This is a genomic window from Indioceanicola profundi, assembly GCF_003568845.1.
Lineage (GTDB): Bacteria > Pseudomonadota > Alphaproteobacteria > Azospirillales > Azospirillaceae > Indioceanicola > Indioceanicola profundi.
On record NZ_CP030126.1, the window covers coordinates 615,072 to 629,585 of the forward strand.

General features: G+C 66.3%; 16 protein-coding genes. 10 read left to right on the plus strand and 6 right to left on the minus strand.

Features of this window, described 5'->3' with window-relative positions:
- Positions 1–5: 5 nt before the first annotated feature.
- Both DOL89_RS24730 and DOL89_RS02975 read right to left on the minus strand, forming a co-directional pair.
- Complete coding sequence (locus DOL89_RS24730; RefSeq protein ID WP_162937295.1) at positions 6–161, minus strand: hypothetical protein; 156 nt, start codon at positions 159–161, stop codon at positions 6–8.
- 110 nt (positions 162–271) lie between these two features.
- On the minus strand, positions 272–742 hold the full coding sequence (locus DOL89_RS02975; RefSeq protein WP_205574665.1) for a YaiI/YqxD family protein: 471 nt from the start codon (positions 740–742) through the stop codon (positions 272–274).
- A 242-nt stretch (positions 743–984) separates the two neighbouring features.
- On the opposite strand from DOL89_RS02975, the gene ettA reads away from it, so the two are divergent.
- The 6 genes from ettA to DOL89_RS03005 all read left to right on the plus strand — a co-directional run bounded on the left by ettA (position 985) and on the right by DOL89_RS03005 (position 7,900).
- On the plus strand, positions 985–2,664 hold the full coding sequence (gene ettA, locus DOL89_RS02980; protein ID WP_119677807.1) for an energy-dependent translational throttle protein EttA: 1,680 nt from the start codon (positions 985–987) through the stop codon (positions 2,662–2,664).
- Positions 2,665–2,807: 143 nt separating this feature from the next.
- On the plus strand, positions 2,808–3,677 hold the full coding sequence (locus tag DOL89_RS02985; protein ID WP_162937296.1) for a hypothetical protein: 870 nt from the start codon (positions 2,808–2,810) through the stop codon (positions 3,675–3,677).
- 144 nt (positions 3,678–3,821) lie between these two features.
- A complete protein-coding gene (locus DOL89_RS02990; protein WP_119677809.1) occupies positions 3,822–5,021 on the plus strand; it encodes an MFS transporter in 1,200 nt (399 codons plus the stop codon).
- A 115-nt stretch (positions 5,022–5,136) separates the two neighbouring features.
- Positions 5,137–5,916 carry a substrate-binding periplasmic protein gene (locus DOL89_RS02995; RefSeq protein WP_119677810.1) on the plus strand — a complete coding sequence of 260 codons (780 nt, stop codon included), beginning with the start codon at positions 5,137–5,139 and terminating at the stop codon, positions 5,914–5,916.
- A 262-nt stretch (positions 5,917–6,178) separates the two neighbouring features.
- Positions 6,179–6,814 (plus strand): LysE family translocator, encoded by a 636-nt coding sequence (locus DOL89_RS03000; RefSeq protein WP_318658534.1) that lies wholly within the window; start codon positions 6,179–6,181, stop codon positions 6,812–6,814.
- 201 nt (positions 6,815–7,015) lie between these two features.
- Positions 7,016–7,900 carry an alpha/beta fold hydrolase gene (locus tag DOL89_RS03005; protein ID WP_119677812.1) on the plus strand — a complete coding sequence of 295 codons (885 nt, stop codon included), beginning with the start codon at positions 7,016–7,018 and terminating at the stop codon, positions 7,898–7,900.
- 65 nt (positions 7,901–7,965) lie between these two features.
- Here DOL89_RS03005 and DOL89_RS03010 read toward each other — a convergent pair whose 3' ends face one another.
- Positions 7,966–8,595 carry an MlaC/ttg2D family ABC transporter substrate-binding protein gene (locus tag DOL89_RS03010; protein ID WP_119677813.1) on the minus strand — a complete coding sequence of 210 codons (630 nt, stop codon included), beginning with the start codon at positions 8,593–8,595 and terminating at the stop codon, positions 7,966–7,968.
- A 70-nt stretch (positions 8,596–8,665) separates the two neighbouring features.
- A complete protein-coding gene (locus DOL89_RS03015; protein ID WP_119677814.1) occupies positions 8,666–9,469 on the minus strand; it encodes an MlaA family lipoprotein in 804 nt (267 codons plus the stop codon).
- A gap of 338 nt (positions 9,470–9,807) precedes the next feature.
- Between DOL89_RS03015 and DOL89_RS03020 the strand changes: the two genes are divergently transcribed.
- From DOL89_RS03020 to DOL89_RS03035, 4 genes are all read left to right on the plus strand, one after another.
- The gene (locus tag DOL89_RS03020) at positions 9,808–10,791 is read left to right on the plus strand and encodes an ArsR/SmtB family transcription factor (protein WP_119677815.1); all 984 of its coding nucleotides are present in this window, start codon (positions 9,808–9,810) and stop codon (positions 10,789–10,791) included.
- Between the two features lie 14 nt (positions 10,792–10,805).
- Positions 10,806–11,735 (plus strand): methylenetetrahydrofolate reductase, encoded by a 930-nt coding sequence (gene metF / locus DOL89_RS03025; RefSeq protein WP_404813485.1) that lies wholly within the window; start codon positions 10,806–10,808, stop codon positions 11,733–11,735.
- A gap of 77 nt (positions 11,736–11,812) precedes the next feature.
- Complete coding sequence (locus DOL89_RS03030; protein WP_119677817.1) at positions 11,813–12,259, plus strand: DUF2141 domain-containing protein; 447 nt, start codon at positions 11,813–11,815, stop codon at positions 12,257–12,259.
- Between the two features lie 147 nt (positions 12,260–12,406).
- Positions 12,407–13,069 carry a beta/gamma crystallin-related protein gene (locus tag DOL89_RS03035; RefSeq protein ID WP_162937297.1) on the plus strand — a complete coding sequence of 221 codons (663 nt, stop codon included), beginning with the start codon at positions 12,407–12,409 and terminating at the stop codon, positions 13,067–13,069.
- Positions 13,070–13,072: 3 nt separating this feature from the next.
- Here the strand turns inward: DOL89_RS03035 and DOL89_RS24735 are convergent, their stop codons facing one another.
- Complete coding sequence (locus DOL89_RS24735; RefSeq protein ID WP_162937298.1) at positions 13,073–13,255, minus strand: hypothetical protein; 183 nt, start codon at positions 13,253–13,255, stop codon at positions 13,073–13,075.
- A 77-nt stretch (positions 13,256–13,332) separates the two neighbouring features.
- A complete protein-coding gene (locus DOL89_RS03040) occupies positions 13,333–14,400 on the minus strand; it encodes a M20/M25/M40 family metallo-hydrolase (RefSeq protein ID WP_119677819.1) in 1,068 nt (355 codons plus the stop codon).
- Between the last annotated feature and the right edge of the window lie 114 nt (positions 14,401–14,514).

Sequence of the window (14,514 nt, forward strand, 5' to 3'; positions counted from 1 at the left end):
GGCCCTCAATGCGCAAGCGCCGGGCTCGGCGTAGGCGCGGCAATCATGGACTGCAGGACCTGCAGAACGCCGCAGCAGATGGCGAGGAAGCCGACGCCCATCACCGCGGCGACGCCGGTGAGCAGGATGCCGAAAAGCGTGAACAGGATGATGGTGGCCATGATCGCTCTCCCGTGACTGGATGAGCTCAGCATGGTCTCCTTTGCGGCCGTTGTGATTGAGCTGCCTCAATCAGGATGCGATTTCACAGGCGGGGCGGAATAAGCGTCGGCTACTTCCCGGTCCGTCGGATCGCAACGACGGCCTTGTCCAGCTCCTGCAGGAACTTCGACCGGTCGGCCTTGGCGAAGGGAGCGGGGCCGCCGAGATTGCCGGGCCCGCCCTCCGCCCGCGCAATCTCCCGCAGGTCCTGCATCAGGGACCGCATGGCCATGGCCGATCCGATGGAGTTTGGCGTGAAGGGAACGCCCTTCGGTCCGATGGCGCGCGCCCCCTTTTCCAGGCATCGTTTCGCCAGCGGAATGTCCGCTGTGATGCAGATGTCGCCCACGCCGATGCTCTCCGCGATCCAGTCGTCGGCCGCGTCGAACCCGTCCGTCACCACGACCAGCTCGACCCGGCCTTCCGCCGGCACCCGCAGGGGCGCGTTGGAGACGAGATAGACCTTGAGGTCGTAGCGCAGCGCCACCTTGAAGGTCTCCTCCTTCACGGGGCAGGCATCGGCGTCGATGTAGATGTCCAGCATGGAAGCAGGAATACAGGATTGGTCGCAGTGCTGCCAACCCCGACGGCGAGGGAGCCCGGAACCCCTCGTCAGAGGCGTGCGCGGAACCCATATGGCGGCTGCGCCGCCCTGCGTTGCGCCCATGTGCGGGGTGGGGTACAACGCCGCGCAAAGAGACCACGCGCCGGCTCCGTCCGGCCTATCCGAATTTTCGTGCGGTGCGCCCGACCCGGCTGCCGCACCAGTCACAAGGGACCGCCATGGCCTCCTACCAGTACGTCTATGTCATGAAGGGTGTGACGAAGATCTATCCCGGCGGGAAGAAGGTCTTCGAGAACATCTGGCTGAGCTTCTACCCCGGCGCCAAGATCGGCGTGCTGGGCGTGAACGGCGCGGGTAAGTCGACCCTGCTGAAGATCATGGCCGGCCTGGACAAGGACTATAACGGCGAGGCCTGGGCGGCCGAGGGCATCAAGATCGGCTACCTGCCGCAGGAGCCGCAGCTCGATCCCTCCAAAAACGTCCTGGACAATGTCATGGACGGCGTGGCGGAGACCAAGGCCGTCCTCGACCGGTTCAACGAGGTCTCCAACCTCATGGCGGACCCGGACGCCGACTTCGACGCGCTGATGGCCGAGCAGGCCGACCTGCAGGAGAAGATCGACGCCGCCAACGCCTGGGAGCTGGACCGCACGGTCGAGATCGCCATGGACGCCCTGCGCTGCCCGGACGGCGAAGCGGACGTGTCCAAGCTGTCGGGCGGTGAGAAGCGCCGCGTGGCGCTGTGCAAGCTGCTGCTGTCCCGGCCGGACATGCTGCTGCTGGACGAGCCCACCAACCACCTGGATGCGGAGAGCGTGGCCTGGCTGCAGCGCTTCCTGGCCGACTATCCGGGCACGGTGGTGATGGTCACCCACGACCGCTACTTCCTGGACGCCGTCACCGGCTGGATCCTGGAGCTAGATCGTGGCCAGGGCATCCCCTACGAGGGCAACTATTCCTCCTGGCTGGAGCAGAAGCAGAAGCGGCTGGAGCAGGAGAGCCGGGAGGAATCCTCTAAACAGAAGGCTTTGGCGCAAGAGCTGGAATGGGTGCGGGCAAGCCCCAAGGCCCGCCAAGCCAAGTCCAAGGCCCGTATCCAGGCCTATGAGGAATTGCTGGCCAGCGCCAACCAGAAGGAGGCGATCAACGACACCAAGATCGTCATCCCGACCCCGCCGCGCCTGGGCAATCTGGTCATCGAGGCGGAGGATCTGCGCAAGGGCTTCGGTGATCGGCTGCTGGTGGACGGCCTGTCCTTCCGTCTGCCGCCGGGCGGCATCGTCGGCGTGATCGGCCCCAACGGCGCCGGCAAGACCACCCTGTTCCGCATGATCACCGGCGGAGAGACGCCGGATGGCGGCGATTTCCGCGTCGGCGACACGGTGAAGCTGGGCTATGTGGACCAGAGCCGCGACAGCCTGGACGCCAAGAAGACCGTGTGGGAGGAGATCAGCGACGGGCTGGACGTGATCGAGCTGGGCAAGAAGTCCATGCCGTCCCGCGCCTATGTCAGCGCCTTCAACTTCCGCGGTCCCGATCAGCAGAAGAAGGTCGGCCAGCTTTCGGGCGGTGAGCGCAACCGCGTGCACATCGCCAAAATGCTGAAATCCGGCGCCAATGTCCTGCTGCTCGACGAACCGACGAACGACCTGGATGTGGAGACGCTGCGCGCACTGGAAGACGCGCTGGTGAACTTCCCCGGCTGCGCCGTGGTCATCAGCCACGACCGCTGGTTCCTGGACCGCATCGCCACGCATATCCTGGCCTTCGAGGGCAACAGCCAGGTGGTCTGGTTCGAGGGCAACTACGCCGACTATGAGGCGGATCGCAAGCGCCGCCTCGGCGCCGATGCGGAGCAGCCGCACCGTATCAAATACAAGCCGCTGGTCCGGGCCTGACCCGCTCCACGCCGCAGACCGCAAGGCCGCCCCTCACCGGGCGGCCTTGTCGTTTCAGGTCATGGGCATCGGAATGCTGTCACAGCTTTGCCATGCTTTGCGCTTGTACTGGATGACGGTCGCCACCAACTCCGGTTGATCCCATGCACTCGTCGTCCCGCAGAACCCTTGCCGCACTGCTCCTTCCCCTGACGCTTTCCGCCTGCGTCACGACGATGGAGGGGGGAGGTGGATCGGATGTGGTCTGGGGAGCGCCCGGTCCCGGCCACGCATATCCGGGGCGCTCGCCGCACGGCTATGGCGGACCCGGATGGGGGCCGCCGCCCTGGGCCTTCAACGGCCTGTGCGAGGATACGCGGTACGAAACGTCCCGCGGCGGCGGGGCGGACACCGGAACCGACGAATATGACTGTCTGCTGTTCGGCAACGGGCTGAAGCTCGGCAATCTGGGCAAGGAACAGCAAGGCTTCGCTCGGAACGGTGTCTGCGACGATCCGGCCTACGCCTATACCACCGGTCTCGGCAGGCCGGGCCGGGACCAGTATGACTGCACCCGTCTCGGTCGCGGCCTGAAGAGCTTCTACCGCCCGCACGAACTGCCGCCCCCGATCGTCGTCGGCCAGCCGTCCCCGCCGTCCAAGCCTCCCTATGCCGGCCGGCCGCCGCGCTCCGACCATGGCGGGCGGCACGACCGCCGTGCGGCGGAGGAACGCCAGAGAGAGCAAGAGCGCAGGGAGCAGGCGGAGGCACGGCGCGCCGCCGATGCCGAGCGGGCTGCCCGCGACATGGAGGAGCAGGCTGAGCGCCAGCGGCAGATGCAGGAACAGGCGCGGCGGGCAGCCGATGCGAGGGAGGAGGCTGCGCGCGCTGCCGAGGCCCAGCGTGCGGCCGAGCGGGCGGCCGCCGACGCCCGTGCACGCGAGGCGGCGGAGCAGAGGCGCAAGGCGTCCGCCAATCCGCCGAGGAATACATCTCCCAAGAATGAGGATTTCGGCCGCATTCTGCCCCAGTGATCCGATCCGGACCCGGCTGGACCATCGCTTCCTGACAGCAGCCGTGCCATGCGGCCGGGCCGGTTGCCGGGGCGGCGAGCCAGCGATAGCGTCTATGCCATCGCGGCCCGCATCGGGACGGGCCGGCCAAGGGGAGGCGCGTCGATGACCTTGTCACGGTCGCTGCTGGTGCTGGTCTGCGGGTCCATCGCACTGGCGCTGGCGCTGGGCATCCGCCAGAGCTTCGGCCTTTTCCTGGTGCCGGTCAGCCATGATGCCGGCTGGACCGTTCCGGCCCTGACCGTCGGCTTCGCGGTCCAGCAGCTCGTCTGGGGGGCGGTTCAGCCCGTGATCGGCGCTGTCGCGGACACCAGGGGACCGCGGGCCGTCGTGGCGGGCGGCGGACTTGCTTACGCTGCCGGCCTTCTGCTGATGGCCTATGGAGGGTCGGTCGCAGCATTCCAGATCGGCGCCGGACTGCTGGTTGGCATAGCCCTGGGGGCGGTGGGCTTCTCCGTCGTGCTGGGGGCTGTGGCCAGGGCCACGCCCGAGGACCGGCGCAGCGCCCGCCTCGGCATCGCCAGCGCCGGCGGCAGCTTCGGCATGTTCGCCATGGTGCCGATCGGGCAGATCCTCATCGATACCGTGGGCTGGCAGGAGGCCCTGACGGTGCTGGCCCTGTTCGCCCTGGCGATCGCCGTGCTGGCTATGCCGCTTGGAGGCGCATCGCGCACGGCTTCCGCTGCCGGGCCGACAGGACCCGGCCTGAAGGATGCGCTGGGCGCCGCCATGCGCCATGAGGGCTTCTGGCTGTTGACCGCCGGATTCTTCGTCTGCGGTTTCCACCTCGCCTTCATCAGCGTCCACCTGCCGGGCTACGTGGCGAGCTGCGGACTTCCGCCGGAGGTGGGCACATGGGCCCTGGCCCTGGTCGGGCTCTCGAACGTGGTCGGCAGTCTGGTGGCGGGGCAACTTGGCGGGAAGCATCGGCCGAAGTACCTGCTGGCGGGCATCTACGGCCTGCGCGGGGTGGTTATTCTCGGCTTCATGCTGTTGCCCAAGACCCCGGCCGTGGTGGTGGGCTTCGCCTTCCTGATGGGCTTCCTGTGGCTCAGCACCGTGCCGCTGACCACCGGCATCGTGGCAGGCATCTTCGGGCCGCGATTCGTCTCCACCCTGTTCGGGCTGGTCTTCTTCGGCCATCAGGTCGGCGCGTTCCTGGGCGCGCTGTCTGGCGGCCTGTCCCTTGCCTGGTTCGGCGATTACGACGCTGTCTGGTGGGTCAGCCTCGGGCTGGCGGTCGCCTCTGCCCTTCTGCACCTTCCCATCCGGGATGCCCGTCTCCCCCGTTTTGCACCGGCATGACCTGAACGGTCGGATACAGCTTCCAAACGAAATTAGTACGCTTTATGATCAAATTGGATGAAAGGCGCGGGGTCCGCCGCTGCCTGTCCTGCGTGCAGAGGTGGCTCCGTCCGGGATGTCTGTATCCTTCCCACGACGCACCTTCCTGACAGGTTTGGGAGCCGCTGCCGCCGCGGGGCTGCAGGGCCTGCCGCCGGCCAGGGGAATGGTCAGCGGCCGTCGTATTCCGTTCGGCTTCCGGCCGGCGGATCCGCTGCTGATGGTGGGGCAGGATGGAAAGCTGTCCGGCCTCGAATACGAAATCATCGTCGCCGCGATGGCCGTTCCCGGCCATCAGGTGCTGCCCTATCTTGGTCCGAATGCGCGCCTGACGCAGGCGCTGTTCCGCGCTGCGGTGGACGCCATCGCGCCGGCCGTGGCGCTGGGTAATACACAGTTCACCCTCAGCGATTCGTACCTCACCTACAGCAACGTCGCGATCAGCCTGGCCCGCAGGGGACTGTCCATCAATTCCCCAGCCGATCTGGCGGGATACCGGATATCTGCGTTCCAACGGGCCCGGCAGGCGCTCGGACCCGACTTCGCCAAGGCGGTCGTGGAGAGCGACGACTACCGGGAGGAGGGGCAGCAGCATCGCCAAGCGCTGGCCCTGCTGCATGGCCGTGCGGACGTGATCGTCGGCGACCGGCGGATTCTGCTGCACTATGCCCGCCTGTCCATGCTGGAGGCCGGCATCTGGGAAGAGATGGCCGTGCATCCGATCTTCCCCATCAGCGAATATGCCGCCGCTTTCCGGGAAGCCGCCATCGCTGCGGACTTCAACCGGGGACTCGCCGCCATTCGTGCGGATGGCACCTATGGAAGCATCCTGGAACGCTACGCCACGCCGGACTAGCATCGAAGGATGGCGGCGACGGTGGTCATGGCGAGGTGGTTGGCCTCCCAGTTAGCGGCTTTACGGAAGGAAGCAGCTGCTCCAACCGCTTCCACTGCGCATCCGTCAACTCAGAACATTCCATCCGAACCAGATGGGGAGTAAACGTCCGACGGCCATCGATTTTCAGATGACCCGTTCGCTGAGGTGATGGGGGCCTTGTAGGGATAATATGAGCCCTCGTCCTGGTGTCCCTTGTTGCTAGGAAATCGATTTGACGACTGTGGAAGCGCTGATCGCGTTCACCCTGGCGGCAGGGTTGATGACCCTGACGCCTGGGCTGGATACGGCTCTGGTCCTGCGAACCGCTGCCGTGGAAGGCGGACATCGGGCCTTCCTCGCGGGCACTGGCATCTGCGCTGGTTGCCTTGCATGGGGGCTTATCGCAGCGTTCGGCCTCGGCGCTCTTCTTGCAGCATCGGAGGCCGCCTACACGGCTCTACGGTGGGCGGGGGCGGCTTACCTGCTCTACCTGGGAGGCCGGATGGTGCTCAGAGCCCGCTCCGGACTGGACGGGACTATGGACCTGGGCGAGAGCGCCAGATCGGACACGTCGCCGAGAGATTGGCTGGTTCGTGGATTCATCACGAACATCCTGAACCCAAAGGTTGGCGTGTTCTATGTGACCTTCCTACCCCAGTTCGTCCCGGCTGGAGCTGACGTGCTTTCCTTCACTGTCCTGCTCGCCGCTATCCATGCTCTTGAAGGTATCCTCTGGTTCGTAGCGCTCATTGCGGCCACCCAACCGCTCGCAGCGGTACTCCGTCGTCCAAGCATCATGCGTGCTCTGGACCGCATCACCGGGGGAGTACTGATCGCGTTCGGCCTCAAACTGGTTCTCGAAGCTAAGCGCTCCTGATGCCGTGAATGGATTTTTCGTCGGGGTAGCGCTTAGAGGACCTTTCGACACACCGAACATGCAATCGTAGCCCACCGGGGCTTTGCAGAAGCGCCCTGGCGTCACCTGATGCTTCAGCCCAGCGTCCAGATAGAGGAGGGGTGGGCACGTAGCGGCAGGTTGAAGCGTTGAGATCAGGATGACGGCATCAGGGATGAGGGGATGGCGCACCTGACGGCAGCAGGCTGGGAGTCCAAGGGCGGGTACATCGCCCTGACCGACCGGAACGGCGATCCGCAGCGCATTTTCGTGGTCCAGGTCGGCCCGCGGGACGGCCGGCCCGTCCTGATGCTGCACGGCTTTCCCACCAGCGGATATGACTGGTCACGGATCGTTCCCCTGTTGCCGGACCGCCGCCTCATCATTCCGGACTTTCTTGGCTTCGGCCTGTCGGACAAGCCGGCGGACCATGGCTACAGCCTGATCGAGCAGGCGGAGTTCATGATCCAGCTCGTGGGCAGGCTCGGATTGTCCTCGGTCCAGGTGGTGGCCCATGACTACGGCGTGTCGGTGGCGCAGGAGCTGCTGTACAGGGCGACCGTGGGCACCCTGTCCTTCAGCCTCACACGCGTGGCCTTCCTGAATGGAGGGCTGTTTCCCGACCTGCACCGGCTGCGGCCGATTCAGCGGTTGTTGCTGTCGCCGCTCGGCGCCGCGGCGGGGCGGCTGGTGACCCGCCGCGCCTTCGGCCGGGCAATGAGGGACCTCCTGTCCCCGTCGCACCCCATGACGGGGGCGGAGCTGGACGAGCACTGGGGTCTGGTCCGCCGGGCTGGCGGCCTTCGGATCGCGCACAGGCTGATCCGCTATGTGGTCGATCGTCGGGAGAACGGGGTTCAGTGGGTCGCGGCTCTGGAAGGAAGTCCGGTTCCGCTGGCCTTCATCTGGGGCATGCTGGACCCGGTCTCCGGCGACCATGTGATGGAACGGTTGGAGCGGATTTTGCCCGAGGCGGTACTGGCTCCGCTGCCGGATGTCGGCCACTACCCGCAATGGGAGACGCCGGAGCGGGTGGCGGAAGCGCTTCACGCTTTCCTGGAACGCTGAGCAGTCCGGAATCGAAACGGCCCGCCATTGGGCGGGCCGTCCGGTAGGTTGAGCGGCAGAGCGGCTTACTTGCCGTCGGCCGTCTGGATGCGCTGCCGCAGAGCGTTCAGAAGGGCATCGAAGCGCCCGCCATTGTTGTCGATCACGCTGGAGAACTCGCTCCGCTGCGTCTGGCTCATGCTGACGTTCTCGACGATCACGTCGACGATCTTGAAGCTGTCATCGCGGCCCCGGACGCGCCAGGCGACGTTCACCGGCGGACCGTTCGGGCGCAGTACCTGACTGGTCACCACGGCGTCGCGGCTGCCGGCCGGCTGGGCGCCGGTCACCTTGAACTGCTCGCCCGAATATTCGCTGAAGCGCTGCGCATAGACCTCGACGATCATGCGCTGGAACAGGTCCATATACTCGGACTGCTGCTCCGGCGTCGCGTTGCGCCAATGGGGGCCAAGGACGAAGCGTCCGATGGTCTGGACGTCGAAATTCTCGGTCAGCAGATCACGGAATACCTGCTTGCGCTCCGCCTCGCCGACACTCCGGTCGGCAAGGGTGGAGATAACGCGGTCACCCAGGCCCTGGACGAACTCCGAGGCGGCCTTGGTTTCGGTCTGGGCCCAGGCCGGGCCGGCGAAGGCGACGAAGCCGGCAACGATGGTGCCAAGCGCGCCGCGCAGAAAGTTTCGACGGGTATTCATGCCAATCACGTGGAAATCCTTGTCCGGATGTCAGTGTGACCGAACCGGCTCAACGGGGGAGTGACCCCGGTCACGGCTCGGCGTCGAATTCGTCATCGTAGTCCGGGATGTCCGGGAATGTGTTCGGATCGGGCGCACCGTCGCGGATCCAGCCATCGCGCCGCTGCCGGTACAAGGACCGCATGGCGGCGTAATAATCGAAGCTGTTGCGCCGCAGATCCTCGATGACTCCCAGATAGGTCGCCCGCGTATCCACGCCGACCAGGATGGTGCGCGTCCAGTTGAACCATTCGGCATCCGCCTCCTGTGCCGTCAAACGCACAGGATCGGCGAAAGTTTCGGCCAGCAGCGCCGGGCCGTCCCGCAGGGATGAGCTGCCGATCACCGGGAGGACCAGATACGGCCCCTCGGGCACGCCCCAGATGGCCAGGGTCTGTTCGAAGCTTTCATACTCGTAGGGCATGCCCATATCGGCCGCCACGTCGAAGATGCCGGCCAGTCCTATGGTGCTGTTGATGCCGAACCGCTTGACCGCGGTGCCGGCCCCGTTCCAGTCGCCCTGCAGGGCCTGATTCGCCAGGTTCAGGGGCTCGCGCAGGTTCTGAAGAACGTTGGTGACGCCGCGTTCCACCGGATCGGGCAGGACGGCGTGGTAGATTTGCGCCACCGGCTTGATCAGCACCACGTCCAACGCTTCGTTGAACCAGAAAACCGCACGGTTCACCGGTTCCAGCGGATCGTTGATGCCCTGGGCGGCCGGTGCGGATTGGGCGGGGCCGGCCGGTCCTTCCTCCGGGGCGGAGGCGCAGCCCGCCAGCATGGCCAGGGCCATGAGGCCGGCGGCAAGCGTGGGAATGGTTCTGCGGCGAAGCATGGGAGGACCGGTCCTTCGTCAGACACTTATGGAGAGTGGCGGTACTGGCAGGCGATAGGAAGGCGGGATTGTGGCGTTTCGCCCGTTAAATCGGGATATAAGCCAACAGGCATTTCACGCAATGGCTACCCGTAAGCGGCTGCCATGCATGGTTGAGTGTGTCACTTTAGTGCTAAGTGGAACACTGCAGCGATGGGAAAGGTTGCCTGCGGCCGGTTGGAACGCCGCCATCCATCCTTCCAACCTGTCGCTTCCCGACATTGGAACAGCATAAAGACATCTTTATATGTTGATCCCTCTGTGGCATGGTGCCGGCCATGGAAAGGGACTCGCGTGCAATGGATGTGCTGCTGAATGCCTTGAAGGCTGCGGCGGAGCCGACCCGGCTGCGGCTGCTGTCGCTCTGCGCCCATGGGGAGCTGACGGTGACGGAACTGACCCAGATTCTGGGGCAGAGCCAGCCGCGCGTGTCCCGCCATCTGAAGCTTCTGTGCGAGGCCGGGTTGCTGGAGCGGTTCCGGGAAGGCATCTGGGCCTATTACCGGCTGGGGGGCAGAGGGGCGATGGCCGAACTGGCGCGCACCCTGGTCGATGCCGTCCCCGCCGACGATCCCACCCTGGCGCTCGACCTGGAGCGGCTGGAGCAGACCCGGCGTTTGCGGCGCGAAGCGGCGGCCCAGTATTTCCGGGAGAATGCCGAACGGTGGCACGAGATCCGCTCCCTCCACGTTCCGGAACGCGAGGTGGAGGAAGCGCTCGGCCGCATGCTGCCCGCCAGCGGCCTGCACGACCTGCTGGATGTGGGCACCGGCACCGGCCGCATGCTGGAGCTGTTCGGCCCGCGGGTGGAGCGCGCCATCGGCGTCGATGCCTCACGCGAGATGCTGTCCGTTGCCCGCGTGAACCTGGACCGCGCCGGCCTTCGCCACTGTCAGGTTCGCCTGGCCGACATGTACCAGTTGCCGCTGCCGAGCCAGAGCCAGGATGCCGTGATCTTCCACCAGGTCCTCCACTTTGCCGAAGACCCGGCGGAGGCTCTGGGCGAGGCTGCCCGGGTGCTGCGCCCCGGCGGAACCATGCTGGTGGTGGATTTCGCCCGGCATGAGCTGGACTACCTGCGGGACCAGCACGCCCACCGCCGCCTGGGCTTCGGTTCGGCGGAGGTGGAGGGCTGGCTGCGCGCGGCCGGCCTGTCCACGGAGCCGGCGCTCGAATTGCCCGGCGATCCCCTGACCGTCTGCATCTGGCGGGCCACCCGGCCGACAGCGGCCGTCCCCGTCCAAACCCCGACCCAAGCCGTCGAGACCGGAGCCTTGACATGACCCTCGCCAGCCTGATGGACGCCGATCAGCAGCACCCGCCGCTGGTCACGACGCCCAGCGGCCTGACCGTGAGCTTTGAATTCTTCCCGCCCAAGACGGAGAAGATGAATGAGAACCTCTGGCACGCCATCCGGCGTCTGGCGCCGCTGAAGCCCGCCTTCGTCTCGGTGACCTATGGCGCCGGCGGCACGACGCGGGAGCGGACGCACGCCACGGTGACGGAAATCCAGAAGGAGACCGGAATCCCGGCGGCGGCCCACCTGACCTGCGTGGCCGCCACGAAGGAGGAGATCGACGAGATCGCGCGCTCCTACTGGGACGCCGGCATCCGTCACATCGTGGCCCTGCGCGGCGACCCACCGCCGCGGCCGGACGGCACCGGCGGCCTTGGCGGCACCGGCTATGAGCCGCATCCCGGCGGCTACGCCTATGCTGCCGATCTGGTGGCCGGGCTGAAGCGGGTGGCGGATTTCGAGATTTCCGTCGCCTGCTTCCCCGAGGTGCATCCGGAGGCGGTGAATGCCGAGATCGACCTGGACAATCTGAAGCGCAAGGTCGATGCCGGCGCCAGCCGCGCCATCAGCCAGTTCTTCTTCGATCCGGAAGCCTTCCTGCGCTTCCGCGACCGGGCAGAGGCTGCCGGGATCACCATCCCGCTGGTTCCGGGCATCATGCCGATCCTGAACTACGCCAAGGCCACGGAGATGGGCCGCCGCTGCAATTGCGCGGTGCCGGAGTGGATGGAGGAGCTGTTCGACGGGCTGGACGATGTGCCGGAAACCCGCCAACTCGTCGCCGCCACGGTGGCCGTGCAGCAGTGCCGCTATCTGGAGCGGGAAGGGGTGAAGCAGTTCCACTTCTACACCCTGAACAAGGCCGACCTGACCGTCGCCATCTGCCACATGCTGGGCGTTCGGGCGAAGACGGCAGCGCAGAAGGGGTAGCTTCCGTCTCGGGTACTTGGCGCGGGGTGGGGCAGGGGGCAGGTTGCTTCCGTCCCCTCCCGCCGGAGAACGTGAGAATGCCGTCCGCCTTCCGACCCGCCCTGCATCTGGCCCCGATCCTGGCGGGCGGGTGCCTGCTGGCCGCCTTGCCGGCCCAGGCGGGAGAGATGACCATCCAGGTCAGCAACACCTATGAGACGGAGGGCGATCTCCGCGCCGCCGTCTACGACAATGCGGAGGCGTTCGAGGATGGCGGGACGCCGGTGGCCGCCCTGGTGCTGCGCCTGTCCCAGCCCGGCGCGCAGGTGAGCTTCGGCCCGCTGCCGCCCGGCCGTTACGCCGTGCGGGTGTTCCAGGACATCAACCGGAACGGGGAGATCGACCGGAACATGCTGGGCATGCCGCGCGAGCCCTTCGGCTTCTCCAACGACGCCATGGGCTCCATGGGCCCGCCCAGCTTCGACCAGGCGGCGGTCATGGTGGAGGATGGCACGACCGATGTGCCGGTGAAGCTTCACCGCTAGCTCCTGCGGTTCGTGGACCGGTCCTTCCCGAGAATGCCCAGGACCCGCCCAAGGACCGCCACAAACCAGCGCGACCTTTCGACTGTTAGGCTTGTGGGTCGCATCGGTTTCGCCGACGCGGCGCGGCTGGCAACAAAAGGTGCCGAAATGCTGAAGCGCTTCCTCGGTGCGCTGATGGCAGCGATGGTGACGGCGGGTGCCGCCCAGGCTGCCACCATCACCCTCTATTCCGAACCCGGCTTCCGGGGCGATCGGATCACCCTGCGCCACGATATCGGCAACTTCGCCGAAGTGCCGCCCTGGAACGACAGGGCCCGCTCCCTGATCGTGGAGTCCGGGAGCTGGGAGGTCTGCAAGAATGCCGGCTTCGACAAGTGCCGCACGCTGACCCCCGGCACCAAGATCGCCCATCTGGGTGAGATCAAGTATCTGGGCGAGATATCCTCGCTCCGCCTGCTCGACAATTATGCCAGGGACGATCGTTGGGACCGGGATGACCGCTGGAATGATCGACGGTGGGATGACGACCGTTGGGGCCGCCAGCCCCAGCCGCGTCCGCCGGTGAACCGCCCGCCGCCGCGCTGGGATGACGATGTGGTCTGGGACAATCCCCGGCGTCCCACTCCGGTCAACAACCTGACCGCCTGCCAGCGTAGCGTCTATGACGGGTTCTTGGACCGGTACGGCCGCCACGGCAAAGTGGAATTCAGCGGCGGCGGCCGTGACGGCACCGTCTGGTGGAACGGGGAGCCGTGGCGCTACCGCTGCACACCCGACCGGATCAACATCTGGCAGGAAGGTCGCTGGTAGACTTCAGCCTTCCTCTTCCTGATCGGCGCGGGCCAGCGTCTCATAGCCCGCGCCGACCATGACCCCGGCCATGGCCGCCACGATCTGCGCCTCCAGCCCGGGCGTCACGCCCATCAGCCCGGTCGCGATGTGATGCGCCGCAAAGGCCGAAACCAGGGCCAGCACCCCCGCCAATAGCCAACGCATGATCCGCCTCTCCCCTGTAGGAGGAAGGCAAACAAGGCAGCGGAGCCTTGGTTTCACGTGGGACGGTCGAGGCGGTCTTATCGGGGAGTGAAGTCCGTATCCGGCGTCACCAGCCGGCAATAGGCGGCCATCAGGCGGGCGCAATCCTCCACATCCTTCAAGCTCAGCACCTCGCACGGCGTGTGCATGTAGCGCAGCGGAATGCCGAGCAGGCCGGTCGCCATGCCCGGCCCGTTGATCTGCATGGCACCGGCATCGGTCGGCGTGGCCCCGGGGGTCACGCGCACCTGGAACGGAATCCCTTCCTCCATCGCGGCTCTGCGGATCAGGTCGAAGACGATGGGATTGGTGTTCGCGCCACGGGAGACGCTGGGCCCCTTTCCGACGTCGAGCTGCCCGTACTGAGCCTTGCTGACGCCGGGATAGTCGACCGCATGATCCACATCGACCGCCAGCCCGGTCTGCGCCCCGATTGCGAAGGCGGCCGTCTTGGCGCCGCGCGACCCGATTTCCTCCTGCACCGTTCCAACGGCATGGACCCCGACGCCGCGCGCCAGCCCGCCCTCCTCCTTGAGGAGGCGCAAGGTCTCGGCGACGATGAACAGGCCCACCTTGTTGTCGAAGGCGCGTGCCATGGCACGGTCGCCCAGAAGCGGCTGGAACTCGTACTGGTAGGTGACGACATCCCCGACCTGGACCGCGGCTTCGGCCTCGGCGCGGGAGCTTGCGCCGATGTCGATCCACAGATCCTTGAGTTCCGGCTTCTTCTTGCCTTCCTCCGTGCTCAGGAGATGGATGGCCTTGCGTCCGATGCATCCGGCGGTGCGCTGCCGGCCATGCACCCAGACCATCTGTCCAACGGGGATGATGCTGTCATGCCCGCCGATAGCGCTGAAGTAAAGGAGGCCTTCATCGCTGATGTGGTGAACGATGAAGCCGATCTCGTCCATATGCCCGGCGAGCATGATCTTCATCGGCGCGTCCGGGTTCACCACCGCGGTCACGTTGCCATGCACGTCGGTAGCGACCCGGTCGGCATAAGGTCCGGCATATTCCCGGTACAGCTTCGCCACCCTATGTTCGTACCCGCTTGGCGAGGGGGCGTTCACGAGGCTTCTCAGGAATTCGAGCGATTGATCCCGCATGGTCCGAACGTCTCCCGACTGGAACCGGCAAGGTCAGAACGCCGGATTTTGGCCATCGCGGCAGCAAACTGCCGACAGCAGAATACGTTCCGGCCAGTCGTGCGACATACTGAG

Bases quoted from the DNA above. Each gene is read 5' to 3' on its own strand.
- DOL89_RS24730 (WP_162937295.1), bottom strand. From the start codon at position 161: ATGGCCACCATCATCCTGTTCACGCTTTTCGGCATCCTGCTCACCGGC.
- ettA (WP_119677807.1), top strand. From the start codon at position 985: ATGGCCTCCTACCAGTACGTCTATGTCATGAAGGGTGTGACGAAGATC.
- DOL89_RS02985 (WP_162937296.1), top strand. From the start codon at position 2,808: ATGCACTCGTCGTCCCGCAGAACCCTTGCCGCACTGCTCCTTCCCCTG.
- DOL89_RS02990 (WP_119677809.1), top strand. From the start codon at position 3,822: ATGACCTTGTCACGGTCGCTGCTGGTGCTGGTCTGCGGGTCCATCGCA.
- DOL89_RS02995 (WP_119677810.1), top strand. From the start codon at position 5,137: ATGTCTGTATCCTTCCCACGACGCACCTTCCTGACAGGTTTGGGAGCC.
- DOL89_RS03005 (WP_119677812.1), top strand. From the start codon at position 7,016: ATGGCGCACCTGACGGCAGCAGGCTGGGAGTCCAAGGGCGGGTACATC.
- DOL89_RS03010 (WP_119677813.1), bottom strand. From the start codon at position 8,595: ATGAATACCCGTCGAAACTTTCTGCGCGGCGCGCTTGGCACCATCGTT.
- DOL89_RS03015 (WP_119677814.1), bottom strand. From the start codon at position 9,469: ATGCTTCGCCGCAGAACCATTCCCACGCTTGCCGCCGGCCTCATGGCC.
- DOL89_RS03020 (WP_119677815.1), top strand. From the start codon at position 9,808: ATGGATGTGCTGCTGAATGCCTTGAAGGCTGCGGCGGAGCCGACCCGG.
- metF (WP_404813485.1), top strand. From the start codon at position 10,806: ATGGACGCCGATCAGCAGCACCCGCCGCTGGTCACGACGCCCAGCGGC.
- DOL89_RS03030 (WP_119677817.1), top strand. From the start codon at position 11,813: ATGCCGTCCGCCTTCCGACCCGCCCTGCATCTGGCCCCGATCCTGGCG.
- DOL89_RS03035 (WP_162937297.1), top strand. From the start codon at position 12,407: ATGCTGAAGCGCTTCCTCGGTGCGCTGATGGCAGCGATGGTGACGGCG.
- DOL89_RS24735 (WP_162937298.1), bottom strand. From the start codon at position 13,255: ATGCGTTGGCTATTGGCGGGGGTGCTGGCCCTGGTTTCGGCCTTTGCG.
- DOL89_RS03040 (WP_119677819.1), bottom strand. From the start codon at position 14,400: ATGCGGGATCAATCGCTCGAATTCCTGAGAAGCCTCGTGAACGCCCCC.